Here is a 20,167-nt window from a genome sequence, read left to right as displayed (position 1 = left end):
TGTTCAGTCGTAGCGGGGCCCCGCGCCGGCATTGGTGATGCCGGCGTCGTGGAAAATCACGGGTGTGGATTTACTTTTTCGCGGCGCTTTGCGGATTCAGGTTCGTCAGGCGCCCGCTTTCGGTGCCTGCCGTTTCGTCGATGACGGCGTTGATCAGCGCCGGCTTGCCGGCGGCGATCGCCTCCGAGAGTGCCCGCGCCAGTTCTTCCGGCGTGGTGGCGTGGTAGCCGATGCCGCCGAACGCCTCGATCATCTTGTCGTAGCGGGCATTCTTGACGAACACGGTGGGCGCCACGTCCTTGCCGCCGGTCGGGTTCACGTCCGTGCCGCGGTACACGCCATTGTTGTTGAACACGATGGTGGTGACCGGCAGCTCGTAGCGGCAGATCGTTTCCAGCTCCATGCCGGAGAAGCCGAAGGCGCTGTCGCCTTCCACCGCCACCACCGGCTTGCCGCTGGTGACCGCCGCGCCGATCGCGAAGCCCATGCCGATGCCCATGATGCCCCAGGTGCCGGAATCGAAACGCTTGCGCGGCTGGTACTGGTCGATGATGCTGCGCGCGAAGTCGAGCGTGTTGGCGCCTTCGTTGACCAGGTTGATGTCCGGGTATTCCTTCAGCACGTCGCGGATCGAACGCAGCGCGCTGTGGAAATTCATCGGTACCGGATTTTTGTCCAGCAGCGCGGCCATCTTCGCCGTGTTCTGTTCCTTGCGCTGGGCGATCGCGCCAAGCCATTCTTCATCCGGCTTGTCGATGCCGGCGCCATCGAGCCCCGCCAGCAGCGCCCCCACGCAGGAACCGATGTCGCCCACCAGCGGCGCGGCGATCGCCACGTTGCTGTCCATTTCCGTCGGCGCGATATCGATCTGCACGAACTGCTTCGGCTTGCCCCAGGTCTTGCCCTTGCCGTGCGCCAGCAGCCAGTTCAGGCGCGCGCCGACCAGCACCACCACATCGGCCTCGGCCAGCACGAACGAGCGCGCCGCGGACGCCGACTGCGCATGCGTGTCGGGCAGCAGGCCCTTGGCCATCGACATCGGCAGGTAGGGAATGCCGGTGCGCTCGACGAAGGCGCGGATGTCGGCATCGGCCTGCGCATAGGCGGCCCCCTTGCCGAGCAGGATCAGCGGCTTCTTCGCGCCCTTCAGCAGTGCCAGCGCGCGTTCCACCGACTCGGGCGCCGGCAGCTGCCGCGGCGCGGCATCGATCACCTTCACCAGCGAACGCTGGGCGTGGCCGGCCTCGATCGTTTGCGCCAGCAGTTGCGCCGGCAGGTCGAGGTACACGCCGCCGGGACGGCCGGAGACGGCGGCGCGGATCGCCCGCGCGATGCCGATGCCGATGTCCTCGGCCTTCAGCACGCGGAACGCCGCCTTGCAGTGCGGGCGCGCCACGTTCAGCTGGTCCATCTCCTCGTAGTCGCCCTGCTGCAGGTCGACGATTTCACGTTCGCTGGAACCGGAGATCAGGATCATCGGGAAGCAGTTGGTGGTGGCGTTGGCCAGCGCCGTCAGCCCGTTCAGGAAGCCAGGTGCCGAGACGGTCAGGCAGATGCCCGGCTTCTTCGTCATGTAGCCGGCGATGGCGGCCGCGTTGCCCGCGTTCTGCTCGTGCCGGAAGCCGATGAAGCGCATGCCCTCGGCCTGGGCCAGGCGGGCGAGATCGGTGATCGGTATCCCGACCAGGCCGAAGATCGTATCGATGTCGTTGTGTTTCAGCGCATCGATCACCAGGTGGAAGCCGTCGGTGACTTCTACCGATACATTGTGGGTCATGGTTGTCTCCATTTATTTTCGGGGTGCCCGTCGGTTCAGGCGACCTGGCCAGCCGATTCGCCCTGGAACCATCATAGCCAGCGGCTCTGATTTGAATCATTGACCGCGGTCAAGATTCACCGCATGATGACAATCTCGTGTATGTTGGCCGGTTGCACATGACGCTCATCGCAAATCACCCCGAACGCAACATCATTCGCGCACAGCTGAAACAGAACATCGTTCTCAAGGAAATGCGCGACAGCGAAATGGCCGCCCTGGAGCCATACCTGACGGTGACCAATCACCAGAAGGGCGACCTGCTCCTCAACCAGGGCGTGTACGACATGCAGCAGTACTTCATCCTGGACGGCATCCTCAAGCGGCTGGTCACCAACCACGAGGCGAAGGAAATGATCCTGCGCTTCTCCTCCGAGCGCGACATCGAAACCAGCTATGCCGCCTGGTGCCTGAAGACGCCGACGCCGTACAGCATCGTGTGCATGACGAAGGCGCGGGTGGCCAGCATGCCGCTGTCACAGTGGGTGGATTTCCTGCAGAGCCACAGCACGGTGAAGCAGGCGTTCGAGTACGAGGTGATGAACCTGATGAGCGGCATCATGGCCCACACGATCACGCTGCACCTGCTCGATGCGCCCGGCCGCGTGCACCGCTTCATGCGCAAGTTCCCGGACATGTTCGAGCGGCTGCCGAAGAAGGAGCTGGCGTACTACCTGAACCTGTCGCCCGAGACGCTGAGCCGGCTGAAGCACCAGGGCAAGATCTAGGCATGCAGCGCCGAAACCATGCCTGCGCTCACTGTCCGGTTACCTCTGGCAGCGAACGAAAACAACAGTTTCCTACCGACACTCGCTAAATAAATTTGCCTGATTTTTGAGCGCTTTTTCATAGACAGTCATTCACACATTGAATGACCGTTATGGCTGCCGTCAATTGGACCGGGGGTGTACCGCCTTTATAATCAAAGGCATACACGCTTTCAACCATTCAAGGAGCAGCAAAATGAACGGCCTCACTGATACCGCAAAGCAACAGAACAACGACTTCTCCCTCGCCGGCCTGATCGCCCAGTTCTTCCAGCTGGAATGGCGCGACAAGCTGAGCGACCAGCAGCAGGACCGCGAAGAAGCGGCCTATACCTGGGGCCTCTAAGGCTCGGGGGATCACGAAAACCGGGACGATGCGCTGTCCCGGTTTTTTTTCGTCCGACGCGTGGCCGTCAGGCCGCCACGGCCTTGTGCAGCCGCACGCCGCTGCGCGCCTCGGCCATCGACTGCTCCAGCAGCTTCACCAGCGCGTACGCGGAATCGATGTGCGGCGTCGGCGTGCCCGTCATGCGCGCCAGCTCGATCACAGAGCCCACCAGCGCGTCGATCTCCGGTCCCCGCCCGGCCTCGACGTCCTGCAGCATCGACGTCTTGTGCTTGCCGATCTTCTCCGCGCCCTCGATACGGCGGTCCAGCGTGACACGGAAGGCGATGCCCAGCTTGGCCGCCACCGCTTCGGCCTCGCGCATCATGCTCGCGGCCAGGCCGCGCGCCAGCGGGTGCTGGCAAATGTCCACCAGCGTGGAATGCGCCAGCGCGCTGATGGGGTTGAAGCTGAGGTTGCCCCACAGCTTCAGCCAGATCTCGGCGCGGATATTGTCCAGCACCGGTGCCTTCAGGCCCGCATGCTCGAAGCAGGCGCCCACCCTGCCGGCCCGCTCGCTCGTGCTGCCATCGAGTTCGCCCAGCGGGAACCGGCTGCCTTCGATGTGGCGGATCACGCCGGGCGACACCAGCTCCGCCGCCGGATAGACGACGCAGCCGAGGATGCGTGCCGGCGGGATGGCCTGCGCGAGCTGGTTGCCGGGGTCGACGCTGAGCACCGGTCGCCCTTCGAATTCGCCGCCGTGGCGATGGAAGTACCAGAACGGAATTCCGTTCTGCATGGTCACCACCACGGTTTCCGGCCCGAACAGCGCGCCGATGCGGCCCGCCACGTCGGCCACCTGGTGCGCCTTCAGCGCCACGATGACCACGTCCTGCGGGCCCGCGGCCTCGTAGTCGTCGGTGGCGCGCACCTGCGCGGCGATCCGCACCTGCCCGTCGGCCTCGATCAGCCTGATGCCCCGGTTGCGCAGGGCTTCCAGGTTCGCGCCGCGCACGATGAACGTCACATCCTCGCCCGCCAGCGCCAGCCGCGCCCCCACCAGCCCACCGATTGCTCCCGCTCCGATCACTGCGATCTTCATCATCTGCTCCCTGGGTTTACTCGAAACGGTTGGTGAGCCTGCCGATGCCGTCGATCTCCACCACGACGGTGCTGCCCGGACGCATCGAGCCCACGCCGACCGACGTGCCGCACAGCAGCAGGTCGCCCGGTTCCAAAGTCATGTCCTGCGACACGCGGCTGACCAGCTCGGCCGCGGAAAACACCATGTCGTTGACGGGGTAGTCCTGCCGGACCTCGCCGTTCAGGATAGTGCGCACCACCAGCATCGCCGGATCGAGCCCGGTGGCGACCACGGGGCCGAACGGGCAGAAGGTGTCGAAGCCCTTGGCGCGCACCCACTGCGGGAACGTGGGATCGCGCCCGATGATCTCGCTCACGGTCACGTCGTTGGCGCAGGTATAGCCGAAGATATGGTCGGGCGCGTTCTCCACGGACACGCCGCTGCAGCTGCGGCCGATCACGATCGCCAGCTCGCCTTCGAAGGCCACCTTGCCATCGCCGCGCGGCTTGCGGATCGTGCCGCCCGGCGCCAGGTACGAGGTCGGCGGCTTCATCAGGTACAGCGGTTCTTCCGGCGGCGGCAGCCCCAGCTTCTTGCCCAGCGCATGGAAATTGTTCCACATCGCCAGCACCTTGCCCGGCACGACGGGCGTGCACAGCTGCACCTCGGCCAGGTGGATGGCGATGTCCGTGCGCTGCGGCGCATCGAACATGTCGCCCTTGAAAACGCGGATCTTGTCGCCCTCGAGCGTGCCGAAGCGCAAGGTGTCGAGATGCGTGAAACGTATCCAGTGCTGGATCATGGGGAGCCTCGTCAGGAACAGTAGGGCGTGGGCAGTCCGCATGCACGCGCGGTGCATGCGGACTTGCCGGGGGGATGCCGCGGCATTGCCGCGGGGTTGCCGGTCAGTTCGGCAGCGGCGATGCGGTCGTGGTGCCGGCGCTGCCGGTCATCAGCTTCTCGTCATCCTGCACGCTGACGGTGCCGGACGACTCTTCGATGAAGCGCTTGCGCATCGGCCGCAGCACCCACCAGGCCATGATGGCGGCCACCGCGTTCATGCCGCAGCCGACGAAGAAGACGGCTTCCCAGCTGCCCGTCATGGCCGTGATGATGCTGGAGATCGGCACGAAGATCGATGCCGTGCCCTTCGCCGTGTACATCAACCCGGCATTGCCGGCGGCGTTGCGGGTGCCGAACGTGTCCGCCGTGGTGGCGGGGAACAGGCTGTAGATCTCGCCCCAGGCAAAGAACACCAGGCCGGTCAGGATGACGAACATGATCGGATCGCGGCCGAAGTAGTACAGCAGGATGATGCCCACCGATTCCAGCGCGAAGGCGATGAACATCGTCTTCTCCCGGCCGATCTGGTCCGACACCCAGCCGAAGAACGGCCGCGTCAACCCGTTCAGCACCCGGTCGATCGCCAGGGCGAAGGTCAGTGCCGGCAGGACCATGCCCATGACGTTGAACTTCACGCCATCGATCTCGAAGTCGGTTGCGATCGGCCCCATCTGCGCGGTGGCCATCAGGCCGCCGGCGGCGACCAGCACGAACATCGTGTACATCACCCAGAACACCGGGGTACGCACCATCTGCGAAGGCTTGAAGTCGGCCGTTGTCTGCAGCACGTTCGGGTTGATCTTCTTCTTGATGGCCTTGCTCGCCGTGTGGGGCGGACGCACCATCATCAGCGCCAGCAGGATCACGATCGCGCCCTGGCCGATGCCGAAGTACAGGAACGTGTCCTGGTAGCCGCGCTCCGCGATCATGTTCGAGATCGGGATGATGGTGGCGGCCGAGCCGGCGCCGAAGCCGGCGGCGGTCAGGCCCGCGGCCAGGCCGCGGCGGTCCGGGAACCATTTCAGTGACTGGCCCACGCAGGTGCCGTAGACGGCGCCGGCACCGATGCCGCTGATCGCCGCGGCGATGTACAGCACGGCCAGGGTGTCGGCATACGAGTTCATCACCCAGCCGATGGCGCACAGCAGGCCACCGAACAGCACCACGGGACGAGGCCCCCATTTGTCCACGGCCCAGCCCTCGACCGGCACCAGCCAGGTCTCGGTCAGGATGAAGATCGTGAAGGCCACCTGGATCGATGCCTTGGTCCAGCCGTGCGCCTCGGCGAGCGGATTGACGAACAGGGTCCAGCCATACTGCAGGTTGGCGATCATGGCCATGCAGACGATACCCATGATCAGTTGCATCCAGCGGAACGATGCTGGCCTTTCGATTGCTTTCGGTGCGTCGGTTTTCATGCAATGTCTCCCATCTGATTATTCAGCGCTGTTCGGGTACCGCTGTTCGTGGCGTCGCTCCTGGCGGGGAGCTGGAACTTCGCAGGCGGTGGCGGGCGATGTTGCGGTGCAGTGGGTTGCTCATGGTCTTGTCTCCTGTTGGGTCCTGCCGAAAGACTCTGGAACCTTTTGTCGACCGCGGCCTCCGGCTGGCGCCGCGTGGCCGCGATCCTTATTTGAAGTTCAACAGATGGGACGATTGTGGAAGAACGGTTTTCGCATATCCTTGACCGCGGTTAAGAATCAAAAAATCGTTTCGAGTAGTGGTAATCGCGCACGCTTCGGCCGGCGGATTTCAGATACCGATCTGCGGCTGGCGCAGCTCGCGCCAGTCCATCGCCGCGGCCAGGTCGCCGCCCGCCGCCAGGCATTGCGCCTCGCAGCGCTCCTTGGTGGCGAGGATCGCCGCCACCAGGAAGCCGGCGTCGTAGACCGTGAGCAGGTGGGGGTGGTGGCTTACCAGGTAGTCGCGTACGCAGGCGTGTTCGGCGCCGCAGTCGGGCAATTCGCAGCCGGTGTCCCAGAACCAGGGCAAGCCCAGTTCATGGAAGGCCGCGTTCCAGGCATTTCGCTGCGCCGTGGCGGCGCTGCCGGTGATCGTCATGGTCTCCTCCGTCGATGGTTGGTGCGGGTGGTGCTGACCTGACCGATACTAGGCCCGTCGAATGATTACCAAAAGTTAAAGTTTTTAGGGATAATCATCAGCGATCCTTAATACATCCCCAATCGCGGTGAATGGGGTGGCCACGACACCGGGAGCGCCATGCGGAATGCCACACTGCGCCAGCTGAAGACCTTCGAGACGGTGGCGCGCCACCTGAGCTTTTCCCGCGCCGCCGAGGAACTGCACCTGACGCAGCCGGCCGTGTCGACGCAGATCCGCACGCTGGAAGGCCACGTGGGCGCCACGCTGTTCGAGCAGCTGGGCAAGAAGACCTTCCTGACCCAGGCGGGCGCCGAACTGCTGCCGTTCAGCCGCGCCATCATCCAGCAGTTCGAGGATGCCGAGGCGGCGATGGCCCAGCACCGCGGCATTTCCGGTGGCCGCCTGGACGTGGCCGTGATCAGCGCCGGCGACTACTTCTTCCCCCAGTTGATGGTGGCGTTCGCGCGGCGCCATCCGGGCGTGCAGCTGAACCTGACCGTGCACAACCGCGAAGAGCTGCTCGGGCAGCTGGCGGCCAACCGCACCGATCTCGCCGTGATGGTGCGCCCGCCATCGCACGACACGCAGAACGACGCATTCGCACCACACCCCTATGTGATCGTCGCCGCGCCGCAGCATCCGCTGGCGGAAGTTGGCCGCGAACCGATCGCCTTGCGGGAACTGGTGCGGCACCCGTTCGTGGTCCGCGAACGGGGCTCCGATACCTGGCATTCGATGGAGGATGCATTCGGGCCGCGGCTGGCCGAGCTGCAGGTGGCGATGGAAATCAAGAGCACGGAGACGATCAAGCAGGCCGTCATCGCCGGCATCGGCCTGGGCTTCCTGTCGGCGCACACGATCGGCCGCGAAGTGGCGGCGGGCAGCCTGGTGGTGCTGCCGGTCGAGCGCTTCCCGCTGATGCTGAACTGGTACGTGGTGCACCGCCGCGAAAAACGGCTGCCGCCGGTGGCCAGCGCGTTCCGGCAATTCCTGCTCGACGATGGCGCCGAGTGGATCGGGCGGCTGATACCGACGGCGGGCTGACGGCTGCCGGTGCGCCGGCCTTGGTGGCTAGGATACCAAGGCCGTTAAGTTAAGCGTCATCCGGCACATTGAAAGCGCATGCATTCACCCCAACAGCGAAGGGCTGGGGTCAGGGAGGAGTACCGGCATGCATGCCGGTACCGCTACGCAGGCAAGGAGCAGTGCTCCTCGAAACCCCTGCTCCGCCCCGGCGGGGTGTAGCAGGGGTTTCGCGAAGCCTGCTTCGCGCCTGCGGAACGATGCTGGCATGCATGCCAGCATTCCTCCCTGACCCCGGTATTTGCCCTTGGGGTGGGCTTACCTTGACGGCATTCATGCAAACACCGGTGTCCGACACCCCGACGACGGGTGTCCAGCATCAGGCGGGCAGGCGGGCAGGCGCGCCAGGCGCGCGGGAGCTATCTCCCCATCAGCGCCCGCACATGCGCCGCGCAGCCGCCGGCCAGCCCGGCGCCGCTGTAGCCGCCTTCGAGCACGGAGACGATACGCCCGCCGCACACGTCCGCCGCGATGGCCATCACTTCGCGGGTGATCCAGCCGAAGTCCTCGTCGTCCAGCTCCATCTGCGCGAGCGGATCGAGCCGGTGCGCGTCGAACCCGGCGGAAACCAGGATCAGTTCCGGCGCGAACGCGCGCAATGCGGGCAGCAGCCGCATCGCCACGCTGTTGCGGAACGCCTGCGAGCCGCAGCCCGGCGGCAGCGGCACGTTGACGATATTGTTGCTGCCGCCATGCTCGCTGGCCGCGCCGGTGCCGGGATACAGCGGCGACTGGTGGCTGGAGCCGAAGAACAGGCGAGGCTCGGCGTGGAAGGCGGCCTGCGTGCCGTTGCCGTGGTGGACATCGAAATCGATCACGGCCACCCGCGCCAGGCCGTGCGCATGCAACGCATGCCGGGCCGCGATGGCCACCTGGTTGAAGATGCAGAAGCCCATCGCCCGATCCGGTTCCGCATGGTGGCCGCACGGGCGGGTGGCGCAGAACACGTTGTCCGCCTCCCCCGCCAGCACGGCATCGACGCCGGCACAGGCGGCGCCCACGCAGCGCATCACGGCATCGAGCGAGCCGCGCGACATCACCGTGTCCCCACCGTCGAGAACCGCCGTGCCTTCCAGGGGCGCCAGCGCGGCCACCGTATCGACATAGTCCGCGTCATGCACCAGCAACAGCTGTTCGCGGCTGCCGCGCGGTGCCTCGCGCCACGCCAGTCCGGCGAATTCCGGCTCCCACAGCGCCCGCATCACCACGTGCAGCCGTTCCGGCGATTCGGGGTGGCCCGGCCCCGGCAGGTGCTCCAGGCAATCGGGATGGAACATCACCAGCGTGCGCATCGCGTCCCCCGCGTTCAGATCACGCGTTCGGCGCGCAGCGCGGCGATCTGCTCGTCGCTGTAGCCGAGCTGCGACAGTACTTCGCCGGTGTGCTCGCCCAGCAGCGGCGAGCGCCGCACCGTGGTGGGGCTGTCGGACAGCTTGATCGGATTGCCGACGGTGAGATACGGCCCGCGCTCCGGATGGTCGACCTCGACGACGGTGCCGGTGGCGCGCAATGACGGTTCCTCGGCCAGTTCCTTCATCGACAGGATCGGCCCGCACGGGATGTCGTCGCGGTTCAGGATCTCCATCGCCTCGAACTTCGTCAGCGTCTTGGTCCATTCCTCGACGGTGGCGAAGATCTGCATCAGGTGCGGCAGCCGGGCGCGCGGCGTGGCATAGGCCGGATCGTCGATCCATCCCTCGCGGCCGATCACGCGGCAGATCGCCGGCCACACGGCCGCCTGGGCGATGAAATAGATGTAGGCGTTCGGATCGGTCTCCCAGCCCTTGCACTTGAGGATCCAGCCGGGCTGGCCGCCGCCGGAGGCATTACCGGCGCGCGGCACCGACTCGCCGAAGCGGCCGTTGGCATACTGGGGATATTCCTCCATCACGCCGGTGCGTTCCAGGCGCTGCTGGTCGCGCAGCTTCACGCGGCACAGGTTCAGCACCGCATCCTGCATGGCGATCTGCACGCGCTGGCCGCGCCCCGTGGCGGTGCGCTGGAACAGCGCCGTGACGATGCCCAGCGCGAGGTGCAGGCCGCTGCCGCTGTCGCCGATCTGGGCGCCGGTGACGACGGGCGGCCCGTCGTCGAAGCCCGTGGTGGCGGCCGAGCCGCCGGCGCATTGCGCCACGTTCTCGTACACCTTGCACTGCTCGTAGGGCCCCGGCCCGAAGCCCTTCACGGAGGCGACGATCATGCGCGGATTGAGTTCGCTGATGCGTTCCCAGGAAAAGCCCATGCGGTCCATCGCGCCGGGCGCGAAGTTCTCCACCAGCACGTCGCAATCGCGGATCAGCGTTTCCAGCACCGCCTTGCCGGCCGGCCGCTTGGTATCGAGCGTCATCGAGCGCTTGTTATGGTTCAGCATCGTGAAGTACAGGCTGTCGACGTCGGGAATGTCGCGCAGCTGGGCGCGGGTGGCATCGCCCTCGCCGGCCCGCTCGATCTTGATGACGTCGGCGCCGAACCAGGCCAGCAGCTGGGTGCAGGTGGGTCCGGACTGGACATGGGTGAAGTCGAGAATGCGTATGCCTTCCAGTGCCTTGCTCATGCCGGTCTCCTCGGGGTGCCTGGGATGGTGTTATTTTTTTTGTATTCTGCGCTGCCTGATGAGCCTGGACAAGCTTTTGTCCGGCATCAGACGCAACCCATCTTAGCGGGCTGGCGCCCGAACGATCCTTGACCACGGTTAAGTTTGAAAAATTCGTTTGCCAAAAACCTAAAACAGCGTGGACAGGTCGTCCTCGGTACCGGCCAGCGTGCCGTCGTAGCCCGGCAGGTCGGCCAGTGCGGCGCGGAAGCGCTCGTGCGCCATGGCCGCCGCCACGCCGGCCAGCAACGGCTGGGCCAGGGCCGCCCGGTCGCAGGCGAGGAAGTAGCGCTCGCGGCACACGGGAATGAAGCCCAGGCCGAAGCGCCGCGCCGCCGTTTCCACGCCAAAGCTGATGTCCGCCATGCCGCTCGCCACGTAGGCCGCCACTGCCGCGTGCGTGAATTCGGCGCTGTCGTGCCCCGGGATGGCGCCCGGGTCGATGCCGCGGTCGGCCAGCAGCAACTCCAGCAGCACGCGAGTGCCCGAGCCGTGCTGGCGGTTGACGAAGCGCAGGTCGGGCCGGGCCAGGTCGGCCAGGCCGGTAACGCCCTTCGGGTTGCCCGGCGCGACGAACAGGCCCAGCTCGCGGAAAGCCAGGTGCAGGAAGGCGTGGCGCCCGTTGTTCAGCCACGGCCGGTAATTCGCCGCCGCCGCGCCCTCGAACTTCCCGAGCGGGAGGTGGAACCCGGCCAGGTCGCATTCGCCGCGTGCCAGCGCCGCCACTGCCTCGGTGCTGCTGCGGTAGCTGATGTCCACCGTACCGCCCCCTTCGCGCAACTGCGCCACGAGCGCTGCCACGGCGAAGCCGTGCGACGCGGTCAGACGTACGCCGCGCGTGTCGGCGGCCAGCACCCGGGCGAGCTCCTGCTGCAACTCCGACGCCAGGCTGTCGAGCAGGGGCGTGAGGCGCGCGCCGATGCGGCGGTCGGCCCAGATCAGCTTTTCCGCCAGCGGCGTCAGCACGGTACCCTGCCCGCGCACCTTGTGCACGAGGGCTGCGCCGAAGCGTTCGCTGAACTGCTGCAGCAGCCCCCAGGCGTGGCGGTAGGACATGCCGCCCTGGGTGGCGGCCTTGCTGATGCTGCCCGTCTCGCTGACGGCGCCCAGCAGCGCCAGCAGCGCAGGCAGCGCGGTGGCACTGCCGTGGGCATCGCGCAGGAACCAGTCGGGCCGGATTTCCACGGTGAGCATATGCAAAATCCTTCCTATTGATAGTGTTTTCGGAGGGTGCTAGCCTGAATTTACACGATAAAACAAGGTCCGCATATGCAAACCAGAGCATAAGCGGCCACACCAGGAGACGCCATGCCCGCAGTCGCCAACCCCGCCGTCGCTACCCCTTCCGTCCAGGCCACCCAGGCCGCCGTCGACAGCATCCTCGCCGGGCTGTTCGCCCGCCTCGGCGACCGGCAAGACCAGCTGCTGCCGATGCTGCACGGGCTGCAGGACAGTGCCGGCTACATCCCGCCGGACCGCGTGCCTGCCATCGCCGCGCACTTCAACCTGTCGCGCGCCGAAGTGCATGGCGTGATCACGTTCTATCACTACTTCCGCACCGAGCCGCCGCCACGCTGCGTGGTGCAGGTCTGCCGCGCCGAAGCCTGCCAGAGCATGGGCGGCGACAGCTTGCTGGAGCATGCCGAGCGCACGCTGGGCTGCGGCCTGCATGGCCGCAGCGCCGACGGCGCCTTCGGGCTGGAACCGGTGTACTGCCTGGGCCAATGTGCCAGCGCGCCGGCGCTGACGATCAACGAAGCCGTGTTCGCCCGGGTAAGCCCGGCGCGCTTCGATGCGCTGGTGGCAGCCGCCATGCGCCGGGAGGCGGTATGACCACGCGCATCTACGTGCCCTGCGATTCGGCCGCGCTGGCGGTGGGCGCGGACGAAGTGGCGGCCCTGATCGCGGCCGAAGCGGCGCAGCGCGGGCTCGACATCGCCGTGGTGCGCAACGGCACCCGCGGCCTGCTGTGGCTTGAAACGCTGGTCGAGGTGGAAACGCCGCAAGGGCGCACCGGCTTCGGCCCTGTCGATGCGGCGGACGTCCCCGGCCTGTTCGATGCCGGCTGGGCATCCGGCCACCCGCTCGCCCTCGGGCTGGTCGAGGAAATTCCTTACCTGGCGCGCCAGCAGCGGCTGACATTCGCCCGCATCGGCATCACCGAGCCGCGCTCGCTGGCCGACTACCTTGCGCACGACGGTTACCGCGGCCTGCGCAACGCACTGGCACTGGCGCCGGCGGAGATCGTGGCCACCGTGACCGCCTCCGGCCTGCGCGGCCGCGGCGGCGCCGCCTTCCCCACGGGGATCAAGTGGAACACGGTGCTGAAGGCGCCGGGCACGGAAAAATACATCGTCTGCAATGCCGACGAAGGCGATTCCGGCACCTTCGCCGACCGCATCATCATGGAAAGCGATCCGTTCGTGCTGGTCGAAGGCATGACCATCGCCGGCATCGCCGTGGGCGCCACGCGCGGCTACATCTACGTGCGCAGCGAGTACCCGCATGCGATCGCCCGGCTGGAGGGCGCCATCGCCATCGCGCGCCACCACGGCTACCTGGGCGGGGACGTACTGGGTTCCGGCCGCACGTTCGAGCTGGAAGTGCGCAAGGGCGCCGGCGCCTACATCTGCGGCGAGGAAACCGCGCTGCTGGAAAGCGTGGAGGGCAAGCGCGGCATCGTGCGCGCCAAGCCGCCGCTGCCGGCACTGGCCGGCCTGTTCGGCAAGCCCACCGTCATCAACAACGTACTGTCGCTGGCCACGGTGCCCGTCATCCTCGACAAGGGCGCCGCGTACTACCAGGACTACGGCATGGGCCGCTCGCGCGGCACGCTGCCGGTGCAACTGGCCGGCAACATCAAACACGGCGGCCTTATCGAGCTGGCCTTCGGCGTGACGCTGCGCGAGATCCTGTACGGCTATGGCGGCGGCAGCGCTTCGGGCCGCCCCATCAAGGCGGTGCAGGTGGGCGGCCCGCTCGGCGCCTACCTGCCGGAATCGCAATGGGATACGCCGCTCGACTACGAAGCGTTCGCTGCGCTGTGGGCGGTGCTGGGGCACGGCGGCATCGTGGTGCACGACGACCGCGCCGACATGGCGAAGCTGGCGCGCTATGCGATGGAATTCTGCGCCATCGAATCGTGCGGCAAGTGCACGCCCTGCCGCATCGGTTCCACGCGCGGCGTGGAGGTGATCGACAAGATCCGCACCGGCGTCCAGCCTGTCCAGCAAATCCATCTGTTGCGGGACCTGTGCGACACGATGCTGAACGGCTCGCTGTGCGCGATGGGCGGCATGACGCCCTACCCGGTGCTGTCGGCACTGAACCACTTCCCGCAAGACTTCGGCCAGCCGGATACGTCCCGGCACGCCGCCTGAGGAGAACACGATGATCGAAACCATCCTGGCCCGCGACCTGGGCACGCCCCCGCCCGCCGTGTTCACCGACTACGTCACGCTGCAGATCGATGGCGAGCGCGTAACCGTCCCGGCAGGCACCTCGGTGATGCGCGCCGCCGCGCTGGGCAACATCAACATTCCCAAGCTGTGCGCCACCGACAGCCTGGAACCGTTCGGCTCGTGCCGGCTGTGCCTCGTCGAGATCGACGGCCGCCGCGGTTATCCGGCCTCGTGCACCACGCCGGCCGAGGAAGGCATGGTGGTGCGCACGCAGTCGGCCAAATTGCAGCAGCTGCGCAAGGGCGTGATGGAGCTGTACATCTCCGACCACCCGCTCGACTGCCTGACCTGCCCCGCCAACGGCGCCTGCGAGCTGCAGGACATGGCCGGCGTGACGGGCTTGCGCGAAGTGCGCTACGGCTACGACGGCGACAACCACCTCAAGCTGAAGAAAGACGAATCGAACCCCTACTTCACGTTCGACTCGTCGAAGTGCATCGTCTGCAACCGTTGCGTGCGGGCGTGCGAGGAAACCCAGGGCACGTTCGCGCTGACGATCTCCGGCCGCGGCTTCGACTCGCGCGTCTCCGCCGGCCAGGACGAACCGTTCATGGAATCGGAATGCGTGTCGTGCGGCGCCTGCGTGGAAGCCTGCCCGACGGCGACGCTGACGGAGAAATCGGTGATCTGGCTGGGCCAGGCGGAACACAGCATCACCACCACGTGCGCCTATTGCGGCGTGGGTTGCTCGCTGAACGCGGAGATGAAAGGCAACGAGGTGGTGCGCATGGTGCCGGCCAAGGACGGCAAGGCCAACGAAGGCCATGCTTGCGTGAAGGGGCGCTTCGCGTGGGGCTATGCCACGCACAAGGACCGCATCACGAAGCCGATGATCCGGGCAAAGATCACCGATCCGTGGCGCGAAGTGTCGTGGGACGAAGCACTGGATCACGCGGCATCGGAATTCCGCCGCATCCAGGCCAAGCACGGCCGCGATGCGATCGGCGGCATCGTGTCGTCGCGTTGCACCAACGAGGAAGGCTACCTGGTGCAGAAGCTGGTGCGCGCGGCCTTCGGCAACAACAACGTGGATACGTGCGCAAGGGTGTGCCATTCGCCCACCGGCTACGGCCTGAAGCAGACGCTGGGCGAATCGGCCGGCACGCAGAGCTTCAAGTCGATCGAGCACACCGACGTGGTGCTGGTGATCGGCGCCAACCCGACCGACGGCCACCCGGTGTTCGGCTCGCGGATGAAGAAGCGGCTGCGCCAGGGCGCGCGCCTGATCGTCGCCGATCCGCGCCGCATCGACCTGATCAAGTCGCCGCATGTGCGCGCCGACTACCACCTGCAGCTGCGGCCCGGCACCAACGTGGCGCTGCTGTCGTCGCTGGCGCACGTCATCGTCGCCGAAGGTCTTCTTGCCGAGAAGTTCATTTCCGAACGCTGCGAGGACCGCGCCTTCCTGCAGTGGCGCGACTTCGTGGCGCAGCCGGCCAATTCGCCGGAGGAGATGGAAAGCGTGACCGGCGTGCCGGCGGCGCAGGTGCGCGCGGCGGCACGGCTGTATGCCACCGGCGGCAACGCGGCGATCTACTACGGCCTCGGCGTGACGGAGCATGCGCAAGGCTCGACGGCCGTGATGGCGATCGCCAACCTGGCCATGGCGACCGGGAACGTGGGGCGCGAAGGGGTGGGCGTGAATCCGCTGCGCGGCCAGAACAATGTGCAGGGCTCGTGCGACATCGGTTCGTTCCCGCACGAGCTGCCCGGCTACCGGCACGTTTCCGACAGCACCGTGCGCGGCCTGTTCGAGCAGGCCTGGGGAGTGCCGCTGCAGGACGAACCCGGCCTGCGCATTCCGAACATGTTCGAGGCGGCGCTCGATGGCAGTTTCCTGGGCCTGTATTGCCAGGGCGAGGATATCGTGCAGTCCGATCCGAACACGCAGCACGTGACCGCGGCGCTGTCGGCCATGGAGTGCATCGTGGTGCAGGACATCTTCCTGAACGAGACGGCCAAGTACGCCCACGTGCTGCTGCCCGGTTCGTCGTTCCTGGAAAAGGATGGCACGTTCACCAATGCCGAGCGGCGCATCTCCCGCGTGCGCAAGGTGATGCCGCCGCGTGCCGGCCTGGCCGACTGGGAAGCAACGATGGCGCTGTCGAACCGGCTGGGCTATCCGATGAACTACCGCCATCCGTCGGAAATCATGGACGAGATCGCACGGCTCACGCCCACCTTCACGGGCGTCAGCTACCGCCGGCTCGACGAACTGGGCAGCATCCAGTGGCCCTGCAACGATGCGGCCCCGGAAGGCACGCCGACCATGCACGTCGATACCTTCGTGCGCGGCAAGGGCCGCTTCATCATCACCCAGTATGTGGCGACCAGCGAGAAGGTCACGCGCCGCTATCCGCTGATCCTGACCACCGGCCGCATCCTGTCGCAGTACAACGTGGGCGCCCAGACGCGGCGCACGGAAAACGTGCGCTGGCATGACGAGGACCACCTCGAGATCCACCCGCACGATGCGCAGGAACGCGGCATCAAGAACGACGACTGGGTGGGCATCCAGAGCCGCGCCGGGGAGACCGTGCTGCGCGCGCTGGTCACCGAGCGCATGCAGCCGGGCGTGGTCTACACCACCTTCCACTTCCCGGAATCGGGCGCCAACGTGATCACCACGGAGAACTCCGACTGGGCCACCAACTGCCCGGAATACAAGGTCACCGCCGTGCAGGTGATGCCGGTGCAGCAGCCGTCAGAATGGCAGCGCGAGTACCAGCGCTTCAATACCGAGCAACTGGAGCTGGCCGATTCCGGCCTGGGGGCTGACGGGGCAAGCAAGCCGCTTGCGGAGGTGCGCGGATGAACATCGACAACCTGGTCACGATGGCCAACCAGATCGGCAGCTTCTATGCCTCCTTCCCCGACCTGGAGGAGGCGCGGACGGGCATCGCCCAGCACATCCAGCGCTACTGGGCGCCGCGCATGCGCAACCGGCTCTACCTGCACATGGATACCGCGCGGGGCGAAGGCCTCGACGCCATCGTGCTGGATGCCATGGCGGCACACCGCGCCGGGCAGGAGGCGCCGGCCGTGAATACGTCGGTGCCGGAAGATGCCGATACCGGCGGCGACGCGGGATGAACGCGGAGATGGCGCGCGAGGCGGCCGCGATGCGCTGGGAAGTGTCGATCGTGTGCGCGACCGACCAGCCGGGCAGCTTCGGGACTCCCGCCGGGAATGACGCGGACCGCGCGGCACGCATCGTGCGCGAACTCGCGGCGGACGGCTACAATCACGCCGGCGAAGTCTCGCTGTGGAATGCGCTGCATCCGGGCGAGGACGCGATATTCGTCGGCGCCTATCCCGGCGGCGTGCTGGTCTGCCATGCGGACCTGGCCGGGGCGCTCATCCATGGCAACGCGTGGTCGCGCGTGAACGGCAGCCTGCGCGGCGGGTTCCGGGAGACGCTGCTCGGGCTCTATCCGCGTGGCGAAGTGATGGCCATGGCACTGCACTGCGTGGCGCAACTGTGGGGCTTCAGCACCTACCGGGAAAGCCGGCGCGTCCGCACCGTTGCCGGCTCGGGCGAGGACGGCCTGTTTGCCGACCACGGCGTGCCGCTGGCCGAGGAAATACCGGTGCTGGCCCATGTCACGCCCGCCTTGCTGGAACGGCCCGCGGCCGGGGAAGCACTGGTGCTGGCGGCTTCCGCCCGGATGTTCGGCGACAGCATCGACCAGCTGGGCGGCACCGGCCCCACGCTGAGCCACTACCGCCGGCGCGCGGCAGCCTGACGGGGAACGCCGCCCTGCTGGCCGGCCGCTTCCAGCAGCCAGTCCCTGAGCGCCACGGCGGCCGGACGCAACGCCGCCTGCCGGTGATGCACGACGTAATATCCTTTTTGCAGCGGCAGTGTGCACGCGAACGGCTCGCAGAGCGAGCCGTCGCGGAGTTCCGCCTCGGTCAGCACCGCGCTGCTCAGTACCGCGCCCTGGCCGTGCCGGGCCGCTTCGATCGCCAGCATGCCCTGGTCGAAGTGCTGGCTGGGAATCGCGTCGATCTGCTTCCCCGACAGCGATGAAAAGCGTTGCAGCCACTCCTTCCAGTGAGGATGGAACGTGGTGTGCAGCAGCATGGCGCGCGCCAGGTCTTCCGGCTTCCTCAGCCGCAGCCTGTCGGCATAGGCCGGCGAACAGTACAGGTGGATTTCATCGGGCCACAGCAGGTCGGCGCGCAGCGACGGATCCTTGCCGTCGAAATGGCGGATCGCCAGGTCGACCCTGTCGCGCTCCAGGTCGGCCAGCGCGGTGGTGGCGGACAGGTGCAGCGAGATGCCTGGATGCCGCGTCAGGAACGCAGCCATCCGCGGCGCGAACCACTTGGCCGCCAGCGTCGGCGGGATCGACACCCACACTTCATTGCTCTGCTTCAGCCGCAACTGGTCGCTCGCCTGCCGGATGGAGGCCAGCGCGGGCGCGATGGTACTCCAGTAGTGACGCGCCTCGGCGGTAGGTTGCACCTGGCGTGTCGACCGGACGAACAGCGGCACGCCGAGCCACTCTTCGAGCTTCTGGATCTGCTGCCCCACCGCGCCGGGCGTGACGTGCAGCTCCGCCGCAGCCAGCGCGAAGCTGGTGTGCTTCATCGCCGCATCGAATGCCAGCAGCGCTTTGACCGGAACCGTCATGGTAGAGATTTTCTATCGTAAAGAGGAAATCTTATCATTTGTCCCGCCCTTTCCCGCTGCCGATAATGCACCATCCCTACGACACAGGAAATCTCATGCATACCTCGATCCGGACCAATACTCCGCCCGCCGCCCGGCAAGCCACCGGCCATTGGGCATTCGTGCTGCTGGCGGCTGCGATCCTGATGGTGACGATGGGAACACGCGGCTCGCTGGGCCTGTTCCTTTCGCCACTGAACACGCATACGGGGCTGGGCGTCGCCACGATCAGCTTCGCGCTGGCGATCGCCCAGCTGGTATGGGGCGTGGTGCAGCCGGTGTTCGGCGCCGTGGCCGACCGCTGGGGCCCTGGCCGGGTCATCGTGCTGGGCGCGGTCATGCTCGCCGCCGGCTCCGCGCTGACCACGCAGGTGACGAGCGAGTGGGGCCTGATCTTCGCGATCGGCGTCCTCAGCGCCGCCGGCGCGGGCGCCGGCAGCTTCTCGATCCTGATCGGCGCCACGGCCAAGCACATTCCCGCCGAGCGCCGTTCGTTTGCCGGCGGCGTGATCAACGCAGGCGGCAGCATGGGCCAGTTCGTGTTCGCGCCGCTGAACCAGGCCGTGATGTCGGCGTTCGGCTGGATGCACGCGATGTGGATGATGGCGGCCATCGCGCTGACCACCGCGCCGATGGCATGGTGGCTGCGCGGCCAGCCCCGGCCACCGGCCAGCGCCGCAGGGGCACCCGCGGGCATCACGCTGCGCGAACAGCTGAAGATTGCGCTGCGCGACCGGAGCTACTGGTGCCTGCATGCCGGCTTCTTCACCTGCGGCTTCCATATCGCGTTTCTCGTCACGCACATGCCCGGCGAAGTGAGCCTGTGCGGGCTGGACGCGAACGTGGCATCGGCATCGCTGGCCATCATCGGCCTGGCCAACGTGGCCGGCAGCCTGGCCGCCGGTGCGCTGGGCAACCGCGTGCGGATGAAGACGATCCTGTCCTGGATGTACGCGTCGCGCGCCATCGCCGTGCTGCTGTATCTCGCCGCGCCGAAAGTGCCGCTGACGTTCTACGTGTTCGCCGCGGTGCTGGGCGCGACGTGGCTCGCCACCGTGCCGCCGACCGCCGGGCTGACCGCGAAACTGTTCGGCACGCGCTACCTCGCCACGCTGTTCGGGCTCACGCTGTTCAGCCACCAGGTGGGCGGCTTCTTCGGCGCCTGGCTGGGCGGCGTGGCGGTGACGGTGACGGGCGACTACAGCTGGATGTGGTGGGCCGATGCCGCGCTGGCCCTGGCGGCGGCGCTGGTGAACCTGCCGATCAGGGAAGAGCGGCCGGTGCCCCGGGTGGCGACGGCCTGAGGCGGGCCCGGCGGGTACCGAAAAAATATTTTCGATACGCTGCATCCAATCGGTCCTCCGGCGAGTAGTACATGCACAACATTGCCATCCCGGCAGCTGTTGAGCTT

At 66.9% G+C, this 20,167-nt stretch carries 18 protein-coding genes; 9 read left to right on the top strand and 9 right to left on the bottom strand.

The genetic code is table 11. The features are described from left to right. Positions 1 to 70: 70 nt before the first annotated feature. On the bottom strand, positions 71 to 1,777 hold the full coding sequence (gene oxc / locus OU994_RS04460) for an oxalyl-CoA decarboxylase (RefSeq protein WP_281609777.1): 1,707 nt from the start codon (positions 1,775 to 1,777) through the stop codon (positions 71 to 73). Positions 1,778 to 1,935: 158 nt separating this feature from the next. On the opposite strand from oxc, the gene OU994_RS04455 reads away from it, so the two are divergent. Next, complete coding sequence (locus OU994_RS04455; protein ID WP_131147973.1) at positions 1,936 to 2,544, top strand: Crp/Fnr family transcriptional regulator; 609 nt, start codon at positions 1,936 to 1,938, stop codon at positions 2,542 to 2,544. A 235-nt stretch (positions 2,545 to 2,779) separates the two neighbouring features. Beyond that, a complete protein-coding gene (locus tag OU994_RS04450; RefSeq protein WP_165497791.1) occupies positions 2,780 to 2,929 on the top strand; it encodes a hypothetical protein in 150 nt (49 codons plus the stop codon). Between the two features lie 67 nt (positions 2,930 to 2,996). On the opposite strand, the gene OU994_RS04445 is transcribed toward OU994_RS04450, so the two are convergent. The 4 genes from OU994_RS04445 to OU994_RS04430 form a co-directional block, all read right to left on the bottom strand. After that, the gene (locus tag OU994_RS04445) at positions 2,997 to 4,013 is read right to left on the bottom strand and encodes a 2-dehydropantoate 2-reductase (RefSeq protein WP_281611575.1); all 1,017 of its coding nucleotides are present in this window, start codon (positions 4,011 to 4,013) and stop codon (positions 2,997 to 2,999) included. 16 nt (positions 4,014 to 4,029) lie between these two features. Then, on the bottom strand, positions 4,030 to 4,797 hold the full coding sequence (locus OU994_RS04440) for a fumarylacetoacetate hydrolase family protein (protein WP_131147974.1): 768 nt from the start codon (positions 4,795 to 4,797) through the stop codon (positions 4,030 to 4,032). Positions 4,798 to 4,900: 103 nt separating this feature from the next. After that, a complete protein-coding gene (gene oxlT / locus OU994_RS04435; RefSeq protein WP_281609776.1) occupies positions 4,901 to 6,256 on the bottom strand; it encodes an oxalate/formate MFS antiporter in 1,356 nt (451 codons plus the stop codon). Positions 6,257 to 6,590: 334 nt separating this feature from the next. After that, positions 6,591 to 6,899 carry a hypothetical protein gene (locus OU994_RS04430; protein WP_281609775.1) on the bottom strand — a complete coding sequence of 103 codons (309 nt, stop codon included), beginning with the start codon at positions 6,897 to 6,899 and terminating at the stop codon, positions 6,591 to 6,593. A gap of 159 nt (positions 6,900 to 7,058) precedes the next feature. On the opposite strand from OU994_RS04430, the gene OU994_RS04425 reads away from it, so the two are divergent. Then, positions 7,059 to 7,985, top strand: a complete 927-nt coding sequence (locus tag OU994_RS04425) for a LysR family transcriptional regulator (RefSeq protein WP_131147977.1) — start codon at positions 7,059 to 7,061, stop codon at positions 7,983 to 7,985. Between the two features lie 398 nt (positions 7,986 to 8,383). On the opposite strand, the gene OU994_RS04420 is transcribed toward OU994_RS04425, so the two are convergent. From OU994_RS04420 to OU994_RS04410, 3 genes are all read right to left on the bottom strand, one after another. Beyond that, entirely contained in the window at positions 8,384 to 9,316 is a 933-nt protein-coding gene (locus tag OU994_RS04420; protein WP_281609774.1) for a histone deacetylase family protein, read from the bottom strand. A gap of 14 nt (positions 9,317 to 9,330) precedes the next feature. Next, a complete protein-coding gene (gene frc, locus OU994_RS04415; protein WP_281609773.1) occupies positions 9,331 to 10,578 on the bottom strand; it encodes a formyl-CoA transferase in 1,248 nt (415 codons plus the stop codon). A 168-nt stretch (positions 10,579 to 10,746) separates the two neighbouring features. Further along, on the bottom strand, positions 10,747 to 11,811 hold the full coding sequence (locus tag OU994_RS04410; protein WP_281609772.1) for a substrate-binding domain-containing protein: 1,065 nt from the start codon (positions 11,809 to 11,811) through the stop codon (positions 10,747 to 10,749). Positions 11,812 to 11,925: 114 nt separating this feature from the next. On the opposite strand from OU994_RS04410, the gene OU994_RS04405 reads away from it, so the two are divergent. Genes OU994_RS04405 through OU994_RS04385 form a run of 5 tightly spaced genes read left to right on the top strand, consistent with a single transcriptional unit; the run spans position 11,926 to position 17,824 of the window. Further along, positions 11,926 to 12,450, top strand: coding sequence for a formate dehydrogenase subunit gamma (locus tag OU994_RS04405; protein WP_281609771.1), 525 nt, complete (start codon positions 11,926 to 11,928; stop codon positions 12,448 to 12,450). After that, positions 12,447 to 13,997: an NADH-quinone oxidoreductase subunit NuoF gene (locus tag OU994_RS04400; protein ID WP_281609770.1), complete on the top strand. Its 1,551-nt coding sequence runs from the start codon at positions 12,447 to 12,449 to the stop codon at positions 13,995 to 13,997. The genes OU994_RS04405 and OU994_RS04400 overlap by 4 nt, the downstream gene beginning before the upstream one ends. A 10-nt stretch (positions 13,998 to 14,007) precedes the next feature. Further along, positions 14,008 to 16,893: a formate dehydrogenase subunit alpha gene (gene fdhF / locus OU994_RS04395; protein ID WP_281609769.1), complete on the top strand. Its 2,886-nt coding sequence runs from the start codon at positions 14,008 to 14,010 to the stop codon at positions 16,891 to 16,893. Next, positions 16,890 to 17,171: a formate dehydrogenase subunit delta gene (locus OU994_RS04390; protein ID WP_131147984.1), complete on the top strand. Its 282-nt coding sequence runs from the start codon at positions 16,890 to 16,892 to the stop codon at positions 17,169 to 17,171. Before fdhF ends, OU994_RS04390 begins: the two co-directional genes overlap by 4 nt. Continuing rightward, the gene (locus tag OU994_RS04385) at positions 17,168 to 17,824 is read left to right on the top strand and encodes a hypothetical protein (protein WP_281609768.1); all 657 of its coding nucleotides are present in this window, start codon (positions 17,168 to 17,170) and stop codon (positions 17,822 to 17,824) included. Before OU994_RS04390 ends, OU994_RS04385 begins: the two co-directional genes overlap by 4 nt. On the opposite strand, the gene OU994_RS04380 is transcribed toward OU994_RS04385, so the two are convergent. Next, positions 17,800 to 18,717 carry a LysR substrate-binding domain-containing protein gene (locus OU994_RS04380; RefSeq protein WP_281609767.1) on the bottom strand — a complete coding sequence of 306 codons (918 nt, stop codon included), beginning with the start codon at positions 18,715 to 18,717 and terminating at the stop codon, positions 17,800 to 17,802. The genes OU994_RS04385 and OU994_RS04380 overlap by 25 nt on opposite strands. A gap of 95 nt (positions 18,718 to 18,812) precedes the next feature. Here OU994_RS04380 and OU994_RS04375 point away from each other — a divergent pair, with 95 nt between their 5' ends. Then, entirely contained in the window at positions 18,813 to 20,060 is a 1,248-nt protein-coding gene (locus OU994_RS04375) for an MFS transporter (RefSeq protein ID WP_373922547.1), read from the top strand. Positions 20,061 to 20,167 lie beyond the last annotated feature (107 nt).

This window comes from Pseudoduganella sp. SL102 (assembly GCF_027856995.1).
GTDB classification, from domain to species: domain Bacteria; phylum Pseudomonadota; class Gammaproteobacteria; order Burkholderiales; family Burkholderiaceae_D; genus Rugamonas; species Rugamonas albidiflava.
Note: the sequence above shows the minus strand (reverse complement) of the source record. Positions and strands in the feature narration are given on the sequence as shown.

Bases quoted from the DNA above. Each gene is read 5' to 3' on its own strand.
- OU994_RS04430 (WP_281609775.1), bottom strand. From the start codon at position 6,899: ATGACGATCACCGGCAGCGCCGCCACGGCGCAGCGAAATGCCTGGAAC.
- OU994_RS04455 (WP_131147973.1), top strand. From the start codon at position 1,936: ATGACGCTCATCGCAAATCACCCCGAACGCAACATCATTCGCGCACAG.
- OU994_RS04400 (WP_281609770.1), top strand. From the start codon at position 12,447: ATGACCACGCGCATCTACGTGCCCTGCGATTCGGCCGCGCTGGCGGTG.
- fdhF (WP_281609769.1), top strand. From the start codon at position 14,008: ATGATCGAAACCATCCTGGCCCGCGACCTGGGCACGCCCCCGCCCGCC.
- oxc (WP_281609777.1), bottom strand. From the start codon at position 1,777: ATGACCCACAATGTATCGGTAGAAGTCACCGACGGCTTCCACCTGGTG.
- frc (WP_281609773.1), bottom strand. From the start codon at position 10,578: ATGAGCAAGGCACTGGAAGGCATACGCATTCTCGACTTCACCCATGTC.
- oxlT (WP_281609776.1), bottom strand. From the start codon at position 6,256: ATGAAAACCGACGCACCGAAAGCAATCGAAAGGCCAGCATCGTTCCGC.
- OU994_RS04390 (WP_131147984.1), top strand. From the start codon at position 16,890: ATGAACATCGACAACCTGGTCACGATGGCCAACCAGATCGGCAGCTTC.
- OU994_RS04440 (WP_131147974.1), bottom strand. From the start codon at position 4,797: ATGATCCAGCACTGGATACGTTTCACGCATCTCGACACCTTGCGCTTC.
- OU994_RS04410 (WP_281609772.1), bottom strand. From the start codon at position 11,811: ATGCTCACCGTGGAAATCCGGCCCGACTGGTTCCTGCGCGATGCCCAC.
- OU994_RS04375 (WP_373922547.1), top strand. From the start codon at position 18,813: ATGCATACCTCGATCCGGACCAATACTCCGCCCGCCGCCCGGCAAGCC.
- OU994_RS04380 (WP_281609767.1), bottom strand. From the start codon at position 18,717: ATGACGGTTCCGGTCAAAGCGCTGCTGGCATTCGATGCGGCGATGAAG.
- OU994_RS04450 (WP_165497791.1), top strand. From the start codon at position 2,780: ATGAACGGCCTCACTGATACCGCAAAGCAACAGAACAACGACTTCTCC.
- OU994_RS04445 (WP_281611575.1), bottom strand. From the start codon at position 4,013: ATGAAGATCGCAGTGATCGGAGCGGGAGCAATCGGTGGGCTGGTGGGG.
- OU994_RS04420 (WP_281609774.1), bottom strand. From the start codon at position 9,316: ATGCGCACGCTGGTGATGTTCCATCCCGATTGCCTGGAGCACCTGCCG.
- OU994_RS04425 (WP_131147977.1), top strand. From the start codon at position 7,059: ATGCGGAATGCCACACTGCGCCAGCTGAAGACCTTCGAGACGGTGGCG.
- OU994_RS04385 (WP_281609768.1), top strand. From the start codon at position 17,168: ATGAACGCGGAGATGGCGCGCGAGGCGGCCGCGATGCGCTGGGAAGTG.
- OU994_RS04405 (WP_281609771.1), top strand. From the start codon at position 11,926: ATGCCCGCAGTCGCCAACCCCGCCGTCGCTACCCCTTCCGTCCAGGCC.